Consider the following 15,514-nt stretch of genomic DNA (forward strand, 5'->3'; position numbering starts at 1 on the left):
GTTCAGCAGGATAAACTATACATATATAATTAAACAAGCTTCTCCTTATATATAGGTAGCAAAAAATAAACCCGACAAGTTTAAAAAATGTCGGGTTGTGTTATTTATTCTATTACTATATATAGGTATATTATTTTTTATTGAGTGTTTTTGCCTTTTCTTCCCAATGCTCCATCAAATCATTATAATTAACTGGATTTGCAGGTTTTTGATTTATTAATCGACCGGATTCAAATGCTCTGACAAGAATGGTTTCTATTAAATAGTCTTCATTTACTTCATAAGGCTTATATTCTGTTTTTAAACTTATGTCAAATAAATTGGCCGTGGTATTTGAGACAAATGCCTTGAAACCACTTTTTAGAGTTCGGATTAATTCATATGTTGTAATTCCGGTTTGACGATGAATTAATTTTACCAAAATTTGACCTTGTTTTCTAGAGAGCTTTTTAAGTCGCTCTTCAAATTCGTTATTAAGGTAATCTTCTACAATTTTAAAATATTTCTTTTTCTCACGATTTGTTTTTAAACGTGCCATTCCTTTATTTAAAGCTGTCAATCTATCTGATGCTAATTTTGCGTACGGATAGGTTTTATAAACTCTGTTTTGAAGAATCAAAAATTGTTTCTGCGCTTCGGGGTCCAGCTTTTCTTTAGATATTATAATCTCTGGCAACTCGATTGTATCGTTTAAGATAGAATCTTGTTCGGTAAGGATATATCCCATTTCCTGATTTTCTTTTGGAGTAACCTGAGCCTGAGTTGTAAAAGAAACCGATATAAAAAACAAAATAATGTAGGTAAATCTCATAGAGTCATAATTTAAATGTAAAATTATATATTTATATACAACTCTAATACCAAATTTATAAATTAGCGCAAAAATATTTTTATGAGTACGAAATCTATCTTAAAAGATACCTCTATTGCTTTTCTGGAAAGTTACCTAAATAACGCCTCTCCTACTGGTTATGAAAGTGAAGGGCAAAAACTTTGGATGAATTATTTAAAACCTTACGTTGATACTTTTATTACGGATACTTATGGTACTGCTGTGGGAGTTATTAATCCTGATGCTCCTTTTAAAGTAGTCATTGAGGGACATGCTGATGAAATTTCCTGGTATGTAAACTATATTACTGATGATGGCTTATTGTATGTAATTCGCAATGGTGGTTCTGATCATCAAATTGCACCATCGAAAAGGGTTCATATTCATACTAAAAAAGGAATTGTAAAAGGTGTTTTTGGATGGCCGGCTATTCATACAAGATTACGTGATAAGGAAGAAACCCCAAAACTCAGTAATATTTTTATCGATTTAGGCTGTGAAAACAAAGAACAGGTTGAAGCGATGGGTGTTCATGTAGGTTGTGTGATTACATATCCTGATGAATTTATGATATTAAACGAAAATAAATTTGTTTGTCGCGCTATAGATAACAGAATGGGCGGTTTTATGATTGCCGAAGTTGCCCGTTTATTGCATGAAAATAAAAAGAAATTACCTTTTGGGTTGTATATTGTAAACTCTGTTCAGGAAGAGATTGGTTTGCGTGGTGCCGAAATGATTGCACAAACTATTAAACCAAATGTTGCAATTGTAACTGATGTTTGTCATGACACAACTACTCCTATGATCGATAAAAAGGTTGAAGGCGACCTTAAAATGGGAAGAGGTCCTGTTATTGCTTATGCACCGGCTGTACAAAATAAATTGCGAGATTTAATTATAGATACTGCCGAAGAAAATAAAATTCCGTTTCAACGCAGTGCGATTTCAAGAGCCACTGGAACAGATACTGATGCTTTTGCTTACAGTAATGGTGGCGTGGCTTCGGCTTTAATTTCGCTGCCTTTACGTTATATGCATACTACTGTAGAAATGGTTCATAAGGAAGATGTTGAAAATGTTATTCAATTGATTTATAAATCTTTATTGAAAATTGAAAATAATGAGACTTTTTCTTATTTCAAATAAAAAATAATTTTAAACGTCAATTCGGTTATTAATTGGCCGAATTGACAAATAGAAAAACAATATGAAAATTTTACTACTCGAAGACGATTTTACTTTATCTAAAGAAATCTCAACATTCTTTACTTTAAAAGGATTCGAGTGTATTCCTTATTATGATGGTTCATTATTATTGAAAAAATATTTTCCGTATGAATATGATTTAATAATTCTGGATATTAATGTTCCCGGAATCAATGGAATCGATGTTTGTAAAGGTATTCGGGAAGTCGATAAAAAAACACCTATTATAATGTTGACTGCTTTTAGTGAAATTGAAGATAAACTGACTTCTTTTGATAATGGAGCTGATGATTATTTGGTGAAACCTTTTCATTTTGAAGAATTATATGCCCGAATTTCATCTCTTTTAAGAAGAAAAGAGATTCCGCAACAGGTTGAGAAAAAAATTTCTATTGAAGATTTAGAAATATTCGAAGATGACATGAAAGTTTTTCGCTCTGGCGAAGAAATTAAATTAACCCCAAAAGAGTTTAAACTTATTTTGATTTTGGCTCATGCCAAAGGAAAAGTGCTTTCTAAACAATTTATTGCCGAAAAACTTTGGGATTATCATATAGAAACAAATCAGAATACGATTGAGGTTTACATTAATTTTTTAAGAAAGAAAATAGATAAAGACCACGAAATAAAATTGATTCGAACCAAAATTGGCTACGGCTATTATTTAAGCAATCAGGAATGACTTTAAAAAACCGGATATCACTTTTAGTAAGTTTATTATTTACAATCCTTTTTGGGTTGGCTTCTACATTGATATTTGTTTTATATTCTAATTTTAGAAAAGAAGAATTCCGTGATCGATTAGAAATAAAAGCACTTTCTAATATTAAATTACTGGTAAACGTTAAAGAAGTAGACGATCAGCTTTTGAAAATGATTGATCAAAATTCGATTAATAAATTGTATGATGAAAAGACATTGGTTTTTGATTCTCACTTTAAACTTATTTATAGCAGTATTGATGATGCTAAAATTAACTGGTCTATTGATGATTTAAAATATTTAAAGAAAAATAAAACTTTTTTTAAACAGCAGGGCGATTATGAAGTTTATGGTGTTTTTTATGACACTAAAGACAAAGATTTTTATGCCCTTATATCTGCAACAGATGATTATGGGAAACGAAAATTACTTTTTTTACGATATACCTTAATTATATCTTATATCTTTTTTACTTGTATTTGTTGGGTATTAACTTCATTCATGGTTAAAAAGGCAATGAGTCCTTTAAATATATTCCATCAAAAAATTAAAAATATAAACGAGAATAATCTTGATACTCGTATTGCTTCTAAAAGCAATAAAAATGAAATTGATTTGATTGCAAATGAATTTAATTTCATGATGGATCGCATCGAAATATCCTATCAAAAACAAAAAGAGTTTACCGCACACGCTTCGCACGAGCTTAGAACTCCCCTATCCAGAATTACATCGCAAATTGAAAATACTATTGAAGATTCTGCAACATCTATAAAGGGTAAAAGCTTCCTAAAAACAATTTTATCTGATGTGAATCAATTAACCGAATTAATTAATTCGTTATTGATTTTGTCTAAAATAGACAATAAAAATCATGAGAATTATGAAGTTCAAAGAATGGATGAGATTTTATTTTCTGCTATTGAAAATTTAAATAAAAGCTTTCCTGATTTTGTTATTCTTTTTGAAATGGAAGAAAATGAAAATCTGGATACTGCTTTAGAAATAAAAGGAAATAAAAATCTGCTGGAAATTGCTATAAGTAATGTTCTAAAAAATGCTTGTGTTTACTCTGACAACAAACAAGCTATTGTAAAAATTAGTATTGAAAACGATAACCTTATTATTTCAATTTCTAATATTGGAAAGACTTTAACGGAGAACGAACAAAAAAATCTCTTTCAGCCTTTTATGCGTGGCGAAAACTCAAAAGGAACTGCAGGTTTTGGGCTTGGATTACGCATTGTAAACCGTATTTTAACACTGCATAACGCCAAAATTATATATAGTGTCCCTTTTGAAAACACCAACTTATTTCAGTTGATTTTTCATTCAACTTAAATTTTTAAGGTCTTTTTAAGTTCTTTCTTAAGGTGTCTTAAAGTCTCGCGATAGCATCTTTGTATCAAATAAAACCGATACAATGAAAAAGTTATTTGCAATACTACTATTGATTTTAATACATCCGGTAGGTTTCGCACAAAAGCCATTCACTTTAGAAGAGTGCGAAAGTCAATTTCTAAAAAACAATCTTTTCCTGCTTGCATCTCAATACAATATTGATGCTTCAAAAGCACTTACAATTCAGTCCAAAATTTGGGAAAATCCAACAATTACTGCAGAATTAAATGCGTACAATCCTGAAAGAAATCAATATTTTGATATTGGAAAAGAAGGACAAAAAGCATTTGGTATCGAACAGCTAATTTATTTAGGTGGAAAAAAACGCAATGAAATTAAATTGGCGCAAACTAATGAGAAATTAGCCGAACTACAATTTAATGATTTATTAAGGACGTTAAAACTACAATTACGCAAAAGTTTCTATACCGTTTATTACAACACAAAAAGTCTCGAAACGACTGACGATCAGTTAACTCACATTGAAGATTTAATCAACTCCTATTCGGTTCAGGTTCAAAAAGGAAATATTCCTTTAAGAGATCTTGTTCGTTTACAATCGTTATATCTAAATTTTAAAAATGAACGAATGGAAGTTGTAAATAATAATATTGAAGAACAGGGAAACCTGAAATTATTATTGAACTCACAAGAAAATATAGTTCCTCAAATTTCTAAAGAAGAATTTAATAAATATCTAAAAGAAATTCCTTTTGATCTTAAAAACTTTCAGGATGAAGCCATTGTAAATCGCCCTGATTATCTGGCCAAACAAAAAGACATCGAAGCAAATGAACTGAATGTTAAATGGCAAAAATCACTTTCTGTTCCTGATATTACTGTGGGCGCAAATTATGACCAACGCAGTGGCGCTTTTAACAAGGAAGCTAATCTTACACTTGGAATTCCTTTACCGCTTTGGAACAAAAACAAAGGAAATATCAAATATGCCCAAACCATTTTAGAGCAATCAAAAGTCGAAAAACAAAATTTTGATCTGCAATTGCAAACCGAAATTACATCGGCCTGGAACAAATGGGATGAATCCCGTAAAAACTATATTGTAATAAAACCAACAGTAAATTCGGATTTTGAGGCTGTCTACAATGGTATTTTAACCAATTTTCAAAAACGAAATATCAGTTTACTGGAGTTTACAGATTTCATGGAAAGTTATAATCAGGCGGCTGTTCAGTTAAATGAACTGAAGAAAAGAGTAGCACTATCCGGCGAAGAATTAAATAGTACAATCAACAAAGACTTATTTTAAAACTAAATAAAATGAAATATAAACTAATTATAGGAATTGCTCTTGTCAGTCTATCAATTACAAGCTGCAAAAAAGAAGTTGAAAACCCTGAAACCAATACTTCTTTTGCATTAAGTGATGCAATGCTAAAAACAACTACAACGGCTGTGGCAGAAACTCAACCTGTAAAAAATGAATTGAGCTTTTACGGAAAAATTACAGCTGACAATAATAAAATGATTGACGTTTATCCGCTTGTTGGCGGAAATGTAATCAAAGTAAATGTAGAACTTGGAGACTATGTTCGCAAAGGTCAGGTTTTGGCAACTATTAGAAGTACTGATGTTGCCGATTTTGAAAAACAATCTATCGATGCAAAAGGTGATTTATTAGTAGCCAAAAATAAATTAAAAGTTGCTCAGGAATTATTCGACGGAAAATTAAATTCTGAAAGTGATGTTTTTGAAGCAAAATCAGAAGTAAATAAAGCGCAGTCTCAATTAAGCAAAATCCAGGAAACATATAAAATTTATAATATTAAAGCAGGATCTATTTATGAAGTTACAGCTCCTATTAGTGGTTTTATCATCCAAAAAAGTATCAATCAGGATATGCTTTTGAGAAATGACCGCTCTGAAAATATTTTTGATATAGCTGAAATTAGCGAAGTTTGGGCATTAGCCAATATTAATGAAATCGATATTAATAAAGTAAAATTAGGAATTGATGCTGACGTTACAACTTTAAGTTATCCTGATAAAGTTTTTAAAGGTAAAGTCGATAAAATCTTTAACGTGATTGATCCTGAAACAAAAGCTATGCAAGCTCGTATAAAATTGAAAAATCCGGATTTTATGCTAAAACCGGATATGAATGCAAATATCAAATTATCTTATAATGAAGGAAAATCAATGATTGCAGTACCAAGCAAAGCAATTGTTTTTGATAAAAGTAAAAACTTCGTAATGGTATTTAAAGATCGTCATAATATTGAAACCAGACAAGTTGAAGTTTATAGTGTAGTTGGTGATGTCACTTACATTTCGAATGGTTTAAAAGAAAACGAGAAAGTTATTACAAACAATGAGTTATTTATTTATCGCGCTTTAAACGAATAAGACATGAACAAATTCATACGAAATATTATTGCTTTTTCGCTTAAGAATAAAGCATTTACCTTCTTTTGGGTAGGATTACTGGCTGTTGCAGGATTTATTTCTTTTAAAAATATGCCAATCGATGCTTTTCCGGATGTAACGAATACTCAAATTATTATCATTACACAATGGAATGGAAAAAGTGCTGAAGAGGTAGAACGTTTTGTTACTTCTCCTATAGAAATCTCTATGAACTCGGTACAAAAAAAGACCAGTGTTCGTAGTATTACCATGTTTGGATTATCTGTTATTAAAATTATTTTTGATGATGGTGTCGACGATACTTTTGCACGCTTACAGGTAAACAACTTATTAAAAAATGTATCGTTACCAGATGATGTAGAACCAGATGTTCAGCCACCTTATGGGCCAACCGGTGAAATTTTCAGATATATTGTAAAAAGTGACAGTCGAGACAGTAGAGAATTATTAACTTATCAAAATTGGGTTATTGATAAACAGCTTCGTTCTGTTCCTGGTGTTGCCGATTTAAATGTTTTTGGAGGTCAGACTAAAACTTATGAAGTTGGTGTTGATCCAATAAAATTGGCTAAATACAACATTACGCCGCTTCAGGTTTATAATGCGGTTAATGCCGGAAACTTAAATGTTGGTGGAGATATTATCGAAAAAAATGGACAGGCATTTGTTGTTCGCGGTGTCGGGCTTTTAAAATCGATTCAGGATATTGAAAATATTATTGTAGATGATGCTAACGGAAATCCGATTTTAGTAAAAAACTTAGCTTCTGTTTATGAAAGTTCAATGCCGAGAGTTGGACAAACCGGTATAGGCAAAAACGACGATGCCGTTGAAGGAATTGTTGTAATGCGTAAAGGTGAGAATCCGCAGGAAACATTGGCATTGATTAAAGCCAAAATAAAGGATTTGAATGACAATGTTCTTCCAAAAGACATTAAAATAGAAACTTTTTATGACCGTGATAATTTGATGAATTTCACGACAGAAACAGTAATGCATAACTTATTTGAAGGTATTATCCTCGTAACATGTGTAGTGTTTCTTTTTATGGCAGATTGGAGAACAACTTTTACAGTTTCTATAGTAATTCCGTTATCGTTATTGTTTGCCTTTTTGTGCCTGAAAATGATGGGGATGAGTGCCAATTTGTTGAGTTTGGGTGCAGTCGATTTCGGAATTATTATTGATGGTGCGGTGGTAATGGTCGAAGGATTATTTGTGGTATTGGACCACCGTGCACATCAATTAGGAATGACGGCATATAATAAAATTGCAAAAGGCAGTTTGATTAAAAAAACGGGAGCTGAAATGGGTAAAGCTATTTTCTTTTCTAAATTAATCATTATAACTGCTTTACTCCCAATTTTCTCATTCCAGAAAGTGGAAGGAAAAATGTTCTCTCCGTTGGCTTATACTTTAGGTTTTGCTTTAATGGGCGCATTGCTTTTTACTTTAACATTAGTTCCGGTTTTATCACATTTACTTTTAAATAAAAATGTAAAGGAAAAAAACAATCCTTTTGTTAATTTCTGGGATCGAATTGTAAGTAAAAGTTTTGCCTGGACATTCAAGCATAAAGTAAAAACTTTAATCGCTTCGACAGCTATTTTAGTAGCAGTTTTCTTTTCGGCTACGTTTTTAGGAACTGAATTTTTACCTCAATTAAATGAAGGTGCTTTATGGGTAACGGCAGAATTACCAATGAGTACTTCTTTACCGCAAAGTGTAGAAACAGCCGCAATGATTAGAAAAGATCTGGAAAGCTTTCCTGAAGTAAAAAATGTTTTATCTCAAACCGGAAGAAGTAATGACGGAACTGACCCGAATGGTTTTGGGTTTATCCAGCTCCAGGTTGATTTGAAACCCAAATCAGAATGGACCCGAAAAATTACGATGGATGATTTGATTAATGAAATGGATCAAAAATTAAAGGTTCACCAGGGAATAACTTATAATTATTCGCAGCCTGTTATCGATAATGTTGCTGAATCTGTGGCTGGTTTTAAAGCCTCAAATGCAGTAAAAATATATGGTGATGATCTTGACAAATTGGATGAATTATCAAATGAAGTTTTAGCTCAAATAAAAGATATTCCGGGTATTAAAGATGCCGGAATTTTAAGAAACGTTGGACAACCGGAAATCAGTGTAATTCTCGATAGAGATAAAATGGCCGCATATGGAGTAACTTTAAGTGATGCTCAAGCTGTTCTGGAACTTGCATTTGGAGGAAAAACAGCAACTCAAAAATATGAAGATGAAAAGAAATTTGATGTAAGGGTTCGTTTTTCTAAAGAATACCGTAAAGATGAAAATGATATTAGTGAACTTAAAGTTCCAACAATTAGCGGAATCAAAATTCCATTGAAAGAAATTTGCGATCTAAAAACCGTTACTGGTCCGGCTTTTATTTACAGAGATAATACCAAACGTTTTATTGGAGTTAAATTTTCTGTTCGTGATCGTGATTTAGGAAGCACAATTGCAGAAGCGCAGGCAAAAGTGGCAAAAATGAAAATGCCGCAGGGATATACAGTGGGCTGGACAGGAGAATTTGAAAATCAGGTTCGTGCCAGTGCGCGTTTGGCTCAGGTGGTTCCAATCAGTTTAATCGGGATTTTTGTTCTGTTGTTTATTTTGTTCGGAAATATTAAGGATTCCTTACTTGTTTTGGCGAATGTTCCGTTTGCAATTATCGGGGGAATCATGGCTTTACATCTTACCGGAATGAATTTTGGAATCTCTGCCGGTGTTGGTTTTATTGCCTTACTAGGGATTTGTATTCAAAACGGTGTGATTCTAATTTCTGAATTCCACCATAATCTAAAAGCAAAACTATCTCTCGAAGAATCCATTTTTACTGGAGTAAAAGCCAGAACAAGAGCTGTAGTTATGACAGCGCTTATGGCCTCAATAGGTTTAATGCCAGCAGCAATTTCAACAGGAATTGGTTCTGAATCACAAAAACCATTGGCAATTGTTATTATTGGAGGATTAATTACTGCAACAATCTTAACATTATTAGTGTTCCCAATTATATTTTGGGTATTCAATCGAAAAAAGCACGTTCCTATTGAATAGTGTTTTAAAAATAAATTAATTTGGTTTGATTAATTTGACTTGGTTTTAAAAAAGAAAAGCATCATTATTATTAATGGTGCTTTTTTGATTTTAAGCTTTAAGGCTTTTTAAGATCAAAAAAATGAATTTTACCGCAGAGTTCACAAAGATTTTTTACTATTAGCCTTTTATAAAAAACACAAAGTTCGCAAAGCTTTGTATTGATTTAGCTTTGCGAACTTTCTGTCTAATAGGAAGTACAATCTTTGTGAACTCTGCGGTAAATAACTACTCGATAATAATCAATTTCAAATTACCACAAAAAAAAAGACCCTCTGCTCAAAGAAGATCTTTTTTGTATACTAACTCAAACTTTTTTTAACTCTTATTTCAAATCTTTCAAAAGAGCGATTGCATCTGTTGCGTTTGATAATTGTGCATATTTTAAAGCTGTATATCCTTTTTCGTTTTTGTCACCAGGACGAGCGCCGCTAGCTAATAAAACTTTAATAATTTCAACTTTGTTATAACGTGCAGCTGTCATTAAAGGAGACATATCGTCTGACTTTTCATTAACGTTAGCACCATATTCAATAAATTTTTTAACTACTTCGATGTCACCTTTACTAACAGCAACGTTTAGTGGAGTTGCATCCCAAGCTGAAACTTCAACTGGCTGTTTTACTACTACTTGTTGATTTGAAGCCATTGATACATTTGCAAATGCAACTAAAGCTAGTCCTAAATAAATAACTGAATTTTTCATAATGATTGTGTGTTAAATTGATTGATAAATATTTGATTGATAATGGGTTGTTGTTAAATTCTATACAAATGTAAATTAAATTCAAGTACATTGCATTACAAGGTACTTTGTTTTAACTAATTCTTAACATTTAATTAATAAACTAATAATGACAAGAGCGTTTAATTATTGTTTCCACATAATAGACGCAGCAAAAGTAAAAATGTTACACTTAATTGAATATTTTTAGAAAAATAAATCGTGGAATTTTCAGAAAATGGACAAACAATCTTCTATCTTTTTAACGTTAGTGCAAAAGGAAGTGCAAAAAAAGCTCGAGAATTAAATAAAAACTAAATAAATACTGAGTAAAACATAAATTAACAATCTAAATACGGCAATTTTAAAGAAAAGCTAAAAAGAAAGAAAATACATCTGATTTCAATGCATTTCTTTAACATTTTTTTCAATAAATTGAATTAGTGCGAGTTTTTAAATCTGTATTTTAACTTAAAATACACTTCATAAAAAGGAAAAAATCATAAAAAGTGTGAAAGACAATTGAAGATTTAGAGACAAAACAAAAAGCCACAGATTACATGATCAAAAGATTATTAAAATCAAATTAATCATGTAATCTGTGGCTAAATATTCTCAAGCTTGCCTTACAGATAATTTCTATAAGACAAGATAAAATAACTATTTTTTAGAAGCGAGATATTCTACGACGTTTTTTTCAATACGTTCATCAATATTGTCAATGTTTGCCTTAACAAATTTTTCTCCTAAAATATTCTCGTATAACTCAATATATCTTTCAGAAACAGATTCTATATAAGTATCTGTCATTTCTGGAATTTGTTGTCCTTCCTGACCCTGGAAACCATTTTCAATCAACCAACGACGAACAAACTCTTTAGATAATTGTTTTTGCTCCTCTCCTTTTTCCTGTCTTTCCTGATAACCATCAGCATAAAAATAACGAGAAGAATCAGGAGTATGAATTTCATCAATTAAAACGATTACACCGTCTTTTGTTTTTCCAAATTCGTATTTAGTATCAACTAAAATTAAACCACGGCTTGCCGCAATTTCAGTTCCTCTTTGAAACAAATCACGTGTGTATTTTTCTAAAACAATATAATCTTCTTCAGAAACAATCCCTTTTGCTAAAATATCTTCACGAGAAATATCTTCGTCGTGAGAACCATTATCTGCCTTTGTAGTTGGCGTGATAATTGGTTTAGGAAACTTATCATTTTCTTTTAAACCTTCGGCCATAGTTACTCCGCAAATTTGTCTTCTTCCTGCTGCATATTCACGGGCAGCATGACCAGAAACATATCCACGAATTACCATTTCTACTTTAAAAGGCTCACATAAATGCCCTACAGCAACATTAGGATCTGGTGTTGCAATCAACCAGTTTGGTACAATATCTTCTGTTAATTCCATGAATCTTGTAGCAATCTGATTCAAAATTTGCCCCTTGTACGGAATTCCTTTTGGTAAAACCACATCAAAAGCCGAAAGTCTATCCGTTGCCACCATTACCAAAAGTTCATCATTAATATTATAAACTTCTCTAACTTTTCCTCGGTAAACTGATTTTTGATTTGGGAAATTAAAATTTGTAGTTGTGATTGTATTGCTCATTATCCTAAGTTGTGTTTTGTTTTATGAATGCAAATTTAAAACTATTTCACAGAGTTACACAATGAAAAGACAGAGATCATCAAGAAATGTGATATTTTATAAATTATAATCTCTTCAAAAAAATAATATTCCAATAAACGTATTAATTATCTGCTATTTATAATACAAAAAGAAACTATTTGAAACTCAATATTCCCTTACCTAATGTTTTTACTGAAGCATCAAAATTTCCTAAAGTTGTATCAGGCAGTCTTTTTATATCAGCAGTGCTTACAATATAAATTTGTCCCTGATCTTTTGCGGGAGCTGTTGGCACAAAAACCACAGCATTTCCTTCTGTATTTTCTTCAATTAAGTAAGCGGGCTGCCAGTAGGTATCAAACTTCAATAAAACAGGCGAATTTGTACTTGGTTTTTTTACTTTTTTAATCAGTTTTTCTTCTGCCAGCTTTTTATTTTTTTCGTAACCCGGCAAAAAAAACATTAATTTATCATCAATCCAGTCTGCTATTTTTTTTAAGAAAGAAAATTGCATTAGATAACCGCTGAAATAAATCAATAGAATTAAAAATATTCCACCAATAATGTCACTTCCTATTGTACCTAAGACTTTATCTATATGCAATAAGTGAGCAAATTTATCGCCGTACTTTCTAAAAAATCCCCATACTTTCTCGAGGATCATAAAAAACACAACTAATGGCAATAAAAGAATAATTCCTGAGATACAATTTTTTTGAACCCGAAGTAAAAAATTTTTCATGGTATTGCAGATTAAATTTATATCAAAAAAAAACTTATCTAAAAATCAGATAAGTTTCTATAAAATTAAAAATTTAGTATCAATGGGCAATACATCAATTGGTTAATTATTTAAATATTAATCAATTACAAATTCTTTGTTTAATATTTTAGATGAAATATATCTTGCAACGCCATCTTCGGCATTGGTTTTTATAACTTCTAATTCAGGCAAAGTTTCTTTTAATAATGTCGGAGCGTTCCCCATAATTAAACCTTTTCCTGACGCTGACAACATTTGAACATCATTAAAACCATCACCAAAAGAAACAACCTGTTCTAAGGTAAACCCTTCTTTTTCTAATACCGTTTCAATTGCAACTGCCTTATCTATAGATTTATCCATAAATTCTAAACAAGTTGGTAAGCTGAATGCGTGATGCAAATGCTCAGAAGAATTGTCTAGAATATCATCTTTTAATTTTACTAATTTTTCATGGTTGTCGCAGGAAAAGAAAATTTTAATCGCGCCAAAGTCTTCTAGTTTTTTATAGTCGACCAATTCAGGGTGGTAGTTTAATTTTTCCTGAAAAGCATTTAATTTTTCACTTACTTTGTTTGTTTGCCAAACATTTTCTTTAAATAAAACAACTGTAATTTCGGGATCAATTTCAACATTTAGAGCAGCTTTTACAACATCGCTGTCTAAATTAAAAGAAAATAATTCTTCTTTTTCCGGAGAATGAATTCTCGCTCCGTTTGAACTTACCAAATAAACCGGTACTTCGAGTTTTTCAATAATAGCCATCGCGTCAAGATGGTGACGTCCTGTGGCTACAACTATAAGATAATTTTGATTGTGAAGTTCCTGAAAAATTGATTTAGTGTAATCTGATATTTTGTGCTGTGTGTTGAGTAAGGTTCCGTCTAAGTCACTTACAACAACTTTTATATTCTTAAGTTTAGAAGTCATATTAAAATCAAGTATTTATGATATACAAATCTACGATTTTAACAACAGTTAAGCAAAGATAACCAAGCATAAAAGCCCGAAGACGGGCAAGTTTATTATTTATTTAACTATTTGGTTAAATAATCTACTATCCTTATTTTAAATCCTTACAGCTCCTGAATTATATAAGTTCAGGGCTTTTTGCAAGATAATTTCGATTCTGTCTAATGGCAGATCTTCATTAGAATCGACCAGCATAATTTTCATTCGAGAACGTTTATCCTGAACTAAAAAAGATTCATTAAAATAAGATCCTTCTACTATTCCAATATAAGGTTTCTTGCGTTTTTTATCTATCCATAAATAGCAAAACATTTTACCTTTATAGTAAAAAAAGGGCATCCCATATTTTATTACATTAGTAATATTTTGGTCTCTCCTTAAAATAATATCCCGCAACGCAATTAGTGTTCCTTTTACAGGTTCTTCCTGGTTTAAATAAAATTCATCTAGCTGATTCATCGGCGCATAACTTTTTTTATTGTGCTAAAAAGTACCTGCAAATTTATAAAGGAAGAATCATTATTTATTTAAAAAAATTTAATTTATAAGTAATTTTAACTTAACTTGTAAAGTTTTACTTAAAAAAAAATATTCGTTTAATACATTTTTATAAAAAAATATATTAAACGAATACTAAAACATCAAAAAAACAGTTTACGATTTACAATCTGATATTTAAATTAGATATTAATCGTGATTCTCAATTTGCTTATAAGCATCAATTACCTTTTTCACTAATCTGTGGCGTACGATATCTTTATCATCCAGATAAATAATTCCAATTCCGTCAACGTCTTTTAAAACCAAAATAGCTTCTTTCAGACCAGAAATAGTTCTGCGTGGTAAATCGACCTGTCCTGGATCGCCCGTAATCATGAATTTTGCATTTTTTCCCATACGGGTCAAAAACATCTTCATTTGTGAGTGGGTTGTATTTTGCGCCTCGTCAAGAATTACAAAAGCATTATCAAGTGTGCGCCCACGCATAAATGCCAATGGTGCAATCTGAATAATTCCTTTTAAAATGTAATCTTCGAGCTTTTCATTTGGCAGCATATCGCGCAAAGCATCATAGAGAGGCTGCATGTACGGATCTAGTTTTTCTTTCATATCGCCAGGTAAAAAACCAAGATTTTCTCCTGCTTCTACCGCCGGACGCGTTAATATGATCCTTTTTACTTCTTTCTCTTTAAGTGCTTTAACAGCCATTGCCACACCTGTATACGTTTTTCCTGTTCCAGCGGGACCAACTGCAAATACCATGTCATTTTTTTTGATGGTATCTACCAGTAACTGCTGGTTGGGCGTCATGGCCTTAATTATTTTACCGCCAACACCGTGCACTAAAATTTTGTCATGATCATATGATTTTCTTTCATCCTGACCATCACTCATAATGACACGTTCGATAACATTATCGTCAATGTTATTGTATCTCGTAAAATGAAGCATTAGTCTTTGAAACCTTTTCTCGAATTCATCTAAAACTTCTTTTTCGCCAAATGCTTTCAAAGTAGTACCTCTCGCAACGATTTTAAGCTTTGGGTAATACTTTTTAATTATTTCAAGATGAGTGTCCTGAGCGCCCCAAAAGTCTTTTGGAGCGATGTCTATGAGCTCGATTATTCTTTCGTTCAAATGAGGTAGTTTTAAATTAAAAATAAATTTGTTTTTGTAAATCTATTGCTGTCGGGTTGTTTATATCTTTAAATGCAAATTGTCTTTTGTTTCTTTCAATTTGCATTTAGTATTACTAGATTTGCAT

Annotated in this window: 13 protein-coding genes; 6 read left to right on the forward strand and 7 right to left on the reverse strand. The window is 31.5% G+C overall.

The features are described from left to right. Positions 1 to 130: 130 nt before the first annotated feature. Positions 131 to 811: a DUF4294 domain-containing protein gene (locus BUE22_RS22880; protein ID WP_042566454.1), complete on the reverse strand. Its 681-nt coding sequence runs from the start codon at positions 809 to 811 to the stop codon at positions 131 to 133. Between the two features lie 81 nt (positions 812 to 892). Between BUE22_RS22880 and BUE22_RS22885 the strand changes: the two genes are divergently transcribed. The 6 genes from BUE22_RS22885 to BUE22_RS22910 all read left to right on the forward strand — a co-directional run bounded on the left by BUE22_RS22885 (position 893) and on the right by BUE22_RS22910 (position 9,613). Next, positions 893 to 1,981, forward strand: coding sequence for a M42 family metallopeptidase (locus BUE22_RS22885; RefSeq protein WP_073398279.1), 1,089 nt, complete (start codon positions 893 to 895; stop codon positions 1,979 to 1,981). Between the two features lie 61 nt (positions 1,982 to 2,042). Then, complete coding sequence (locus BUE22_RS22890; RefSeq protein WP_042566456.1) at positions 2,043 to 2,723, forward strand: response regulator transcription factor; 681 nt, start codon at positions 2,043 to 2,045, stop codon at positions 2,721 to 2,723. Further along, the gene (locus BUE22_RS22895) at positions 2,720 to 4,084 is read left to right on the forward strand and encodes a sensor histidine kinase (RefSeq protein WP_073398280.1); all 1,365 of its coding nucleotides are present in this window, start codon (positions 2,720 to 2,722) and stop codon (positions 4,082 to 4,084) included. Before BUE22_RS22890 ends, BUE22_RS22895 begins: the two co-directional genes overlap by 4 nt. A gap of 82 nt (positions 4,085 to 4,166) precedes the next feature. After that, entirely contained in the window at positions 4,167 to 5,414 is a 1,248-nt protein-coding gene (locus BUE22_RS22900; protein WP_073398281.1) for a TolC family protein, read from the forward strand. Positions 5,415 to 5,425: 11 nt separating this feature from the next. Beyond that, a complete protein-coding gene (locus tag BUE22_RS22905) occupies positions 5,426 to 6,511 on the forward strand; it encodes an efflux RND transporter periplasmic adaptor subunit (RefSeq protein WP_073398282.1) in 1,086 nt (361 codons plus the stop codon). 3 nt (positions 6,512 to 6,514) lie between these two features. Further along, positions 6,515 to 9,613, forward strand: coding sequence for an efflux RND transporter permease subunit (locus BUE22_RS22910; RefSeq protein WP_073398283.1), 3,099 nt, complete (start codon positions 6,515 to 6,517; stop codon positions 9,611 to 9,613). 364 nt (positions 9,614 to 9,977) lie between these two features. On the opposite strand, the gene BUE22_RS22915 is transcribed toward BUE22_RS22910, so the two are convergent. From BUE22_RS22915 to BUE22_RS22940, 6 genes are all read right to left on the reverse strand, one after another. Further along, on the reverse strand, positions 9,978 to 10,358 hold the full coding sequence (locus BUE22_RS22915; protein WP_042566461.1) for an ankyrin repeat domain-containing protein: 381 nt from the start codon (positions 10,356 to 10,358) through the stop codon (positions 9,978 to 9,980). A gap of 678 nt (positions 10,359 to 11,036) precedes the next feature. Then, a complete protein-coding gene (locus BUE22_RS22920) occupies positions 11,037 to 11,993 on the reverse strand; it encodes a phosphoribosylaminoimidazolesuccinocarboxamide synthase (protein ID WP_073398284.1) in 957 nt (318 codons plus the stop codon). A gap of 175 nt (positions 11,994 to 12,168) precedes the next feature. Then, entirely contained in the window at positions 12,169 to 12,756 is a 588-nt protein-coding gene (locus tag BUE22_RS22925) for a DUF502 domain-containing protein (protein ID WP_073398285.1), read from the reverse strand. A 117-nt stretch (positions 12,757 to 12,873) separates the two neighbouring features. Continuing rightward, positions 12,874 to 13,707: a Cof-type HAD-IIB family hydrolase gene (locus tag BUE22_RS22930; protein ID WP_073398286.1), complete on the reverse strand. Its 834-nt coding sequence runs from the start codon at positions 13,705 to 13,707 to the stop codon at positions 12,874 to 12,876. 138 nt (positions 13,708 to 13,845) lie between these two features. Further along, complete coding sequence (locus tag BUE22_RS22935) at positions 13,846 to 14,208, reverse strand: DUF1801 domain-containing protein (RefSeq protein WP_042566465.1); 363 nt, start codon at positions 14,206 to 14,208, stop codon at positions 13,846 to 13,848. A gap of 228 nt (positions 14,209 to 14,436) precedes the next feature. Then, positions 14,437 to 15,387, reverse strand: coding sequence for a PhoH family protein (locus BUE22_RS22940; protein ID WP_042566466.1), 951 nt, complete (start codon positions 15,385 to 15,387; stop codon positions 14,437 to 14,439). Positions 15,388 to 15,514 lie beyond the last annotated feature (127 nt).

The organism is Flavobacterium pectinovorum (assembly GCF_900142715.1).
GTDB classification, from domain to species: Bacteria; Bacteroidota; Bacteroidia; order Flavobacteriales; family Flavobacteriaceae; genus Flavobacterium; species Flavobacterium pectinovorum.

Excerpts from the sequence above, each read along its gene's own strand:
- BUE22_RS22930 (WP_073398286.1), bottom strand. The coding sequence starts at position 13,707 with ATGACTTCTAAACTTAAGAATATAAAAGTTGTTGTAAGTGACTTAGAC.
- BUE22_RS22935 (WP_042566465.1), bottom strand. The coding sequence starts at position 14,208 with ATGAATCAGCTAGATGAATTTTATTTAAACCAGGAAGAACCTGTAAAA.
- BUE22_RS22910 (WP_073398283.1), top strand. The coding sequence starts at position 6,515 with ATGAACAAATTCATACGAAATATTATTGCTTTTTCGCTTAAGAATAAA.
- BUE22_RS22915 (WP_042566461.1), bottom strand. The coding sequence starts at position 10,358 with ATGAAAAATTCAGTTATTTATTTAGGACTAGCTTTAGTTGCATTTGCA.
- BUE22_RS22895 (WP_073398280.1), top strand. The coding sequence starts at position 2,720 with ATGACTTTAAAAAACCGGATATCACTTTTAGTAAGTTTATTATTTACA.
- BUE22_RS22900 (WP_073398281.1), top strand. The coding sequence starts at position 4,167 with ATGAAAAAGTTATTTGCAATACTACTATTGATTTTAATACATCCGGTA.
- BUE22_RS22890 (WP_042566456.1), top strand. The coding sequence starts at position 2,043 with ATGAAAATTTTACTACTCGAAGACGATTTTACTTTATCTAAAGAAATC.
- BUE22_RS22925 (WP_073398285.1), bottom strand. The coding sequence starts at position 12,756 with ATGAAAAATTTTTTACTTCGGGTTCAAAAAAATTGTATCTCAGGAATT.
- BUE22_RS22905 (WP_073398282.1), top strand. The coding sequence starts at position 5,426 with ATGAAATATAAACTAATTATAGGAATTGCTCTTGTCAGTCTATCAATT.
- BUE22_RS22920 (WP_073398284.1), bottom strand. The coding sequence starts at position 11,993 with ATGAGCAATACAATCACAACTACAAATTTTAATTTCCCAAATCAAAAA.
- BUE22_RS22885 (WP_073398279.1), top strand. The coding sequence starts at position 893 with ATGAGTACGAAATCTATCTTAAAAGATACCTCTATTGCTTTTCTGGAA.
- BUE22_RS22880 (WP_042566454.1), bottom strand. The coding sequence starts at position 811 with ATGAGATTTACCTACATTATTTTGTTTTTTATATCGGTTTCTTTTACA.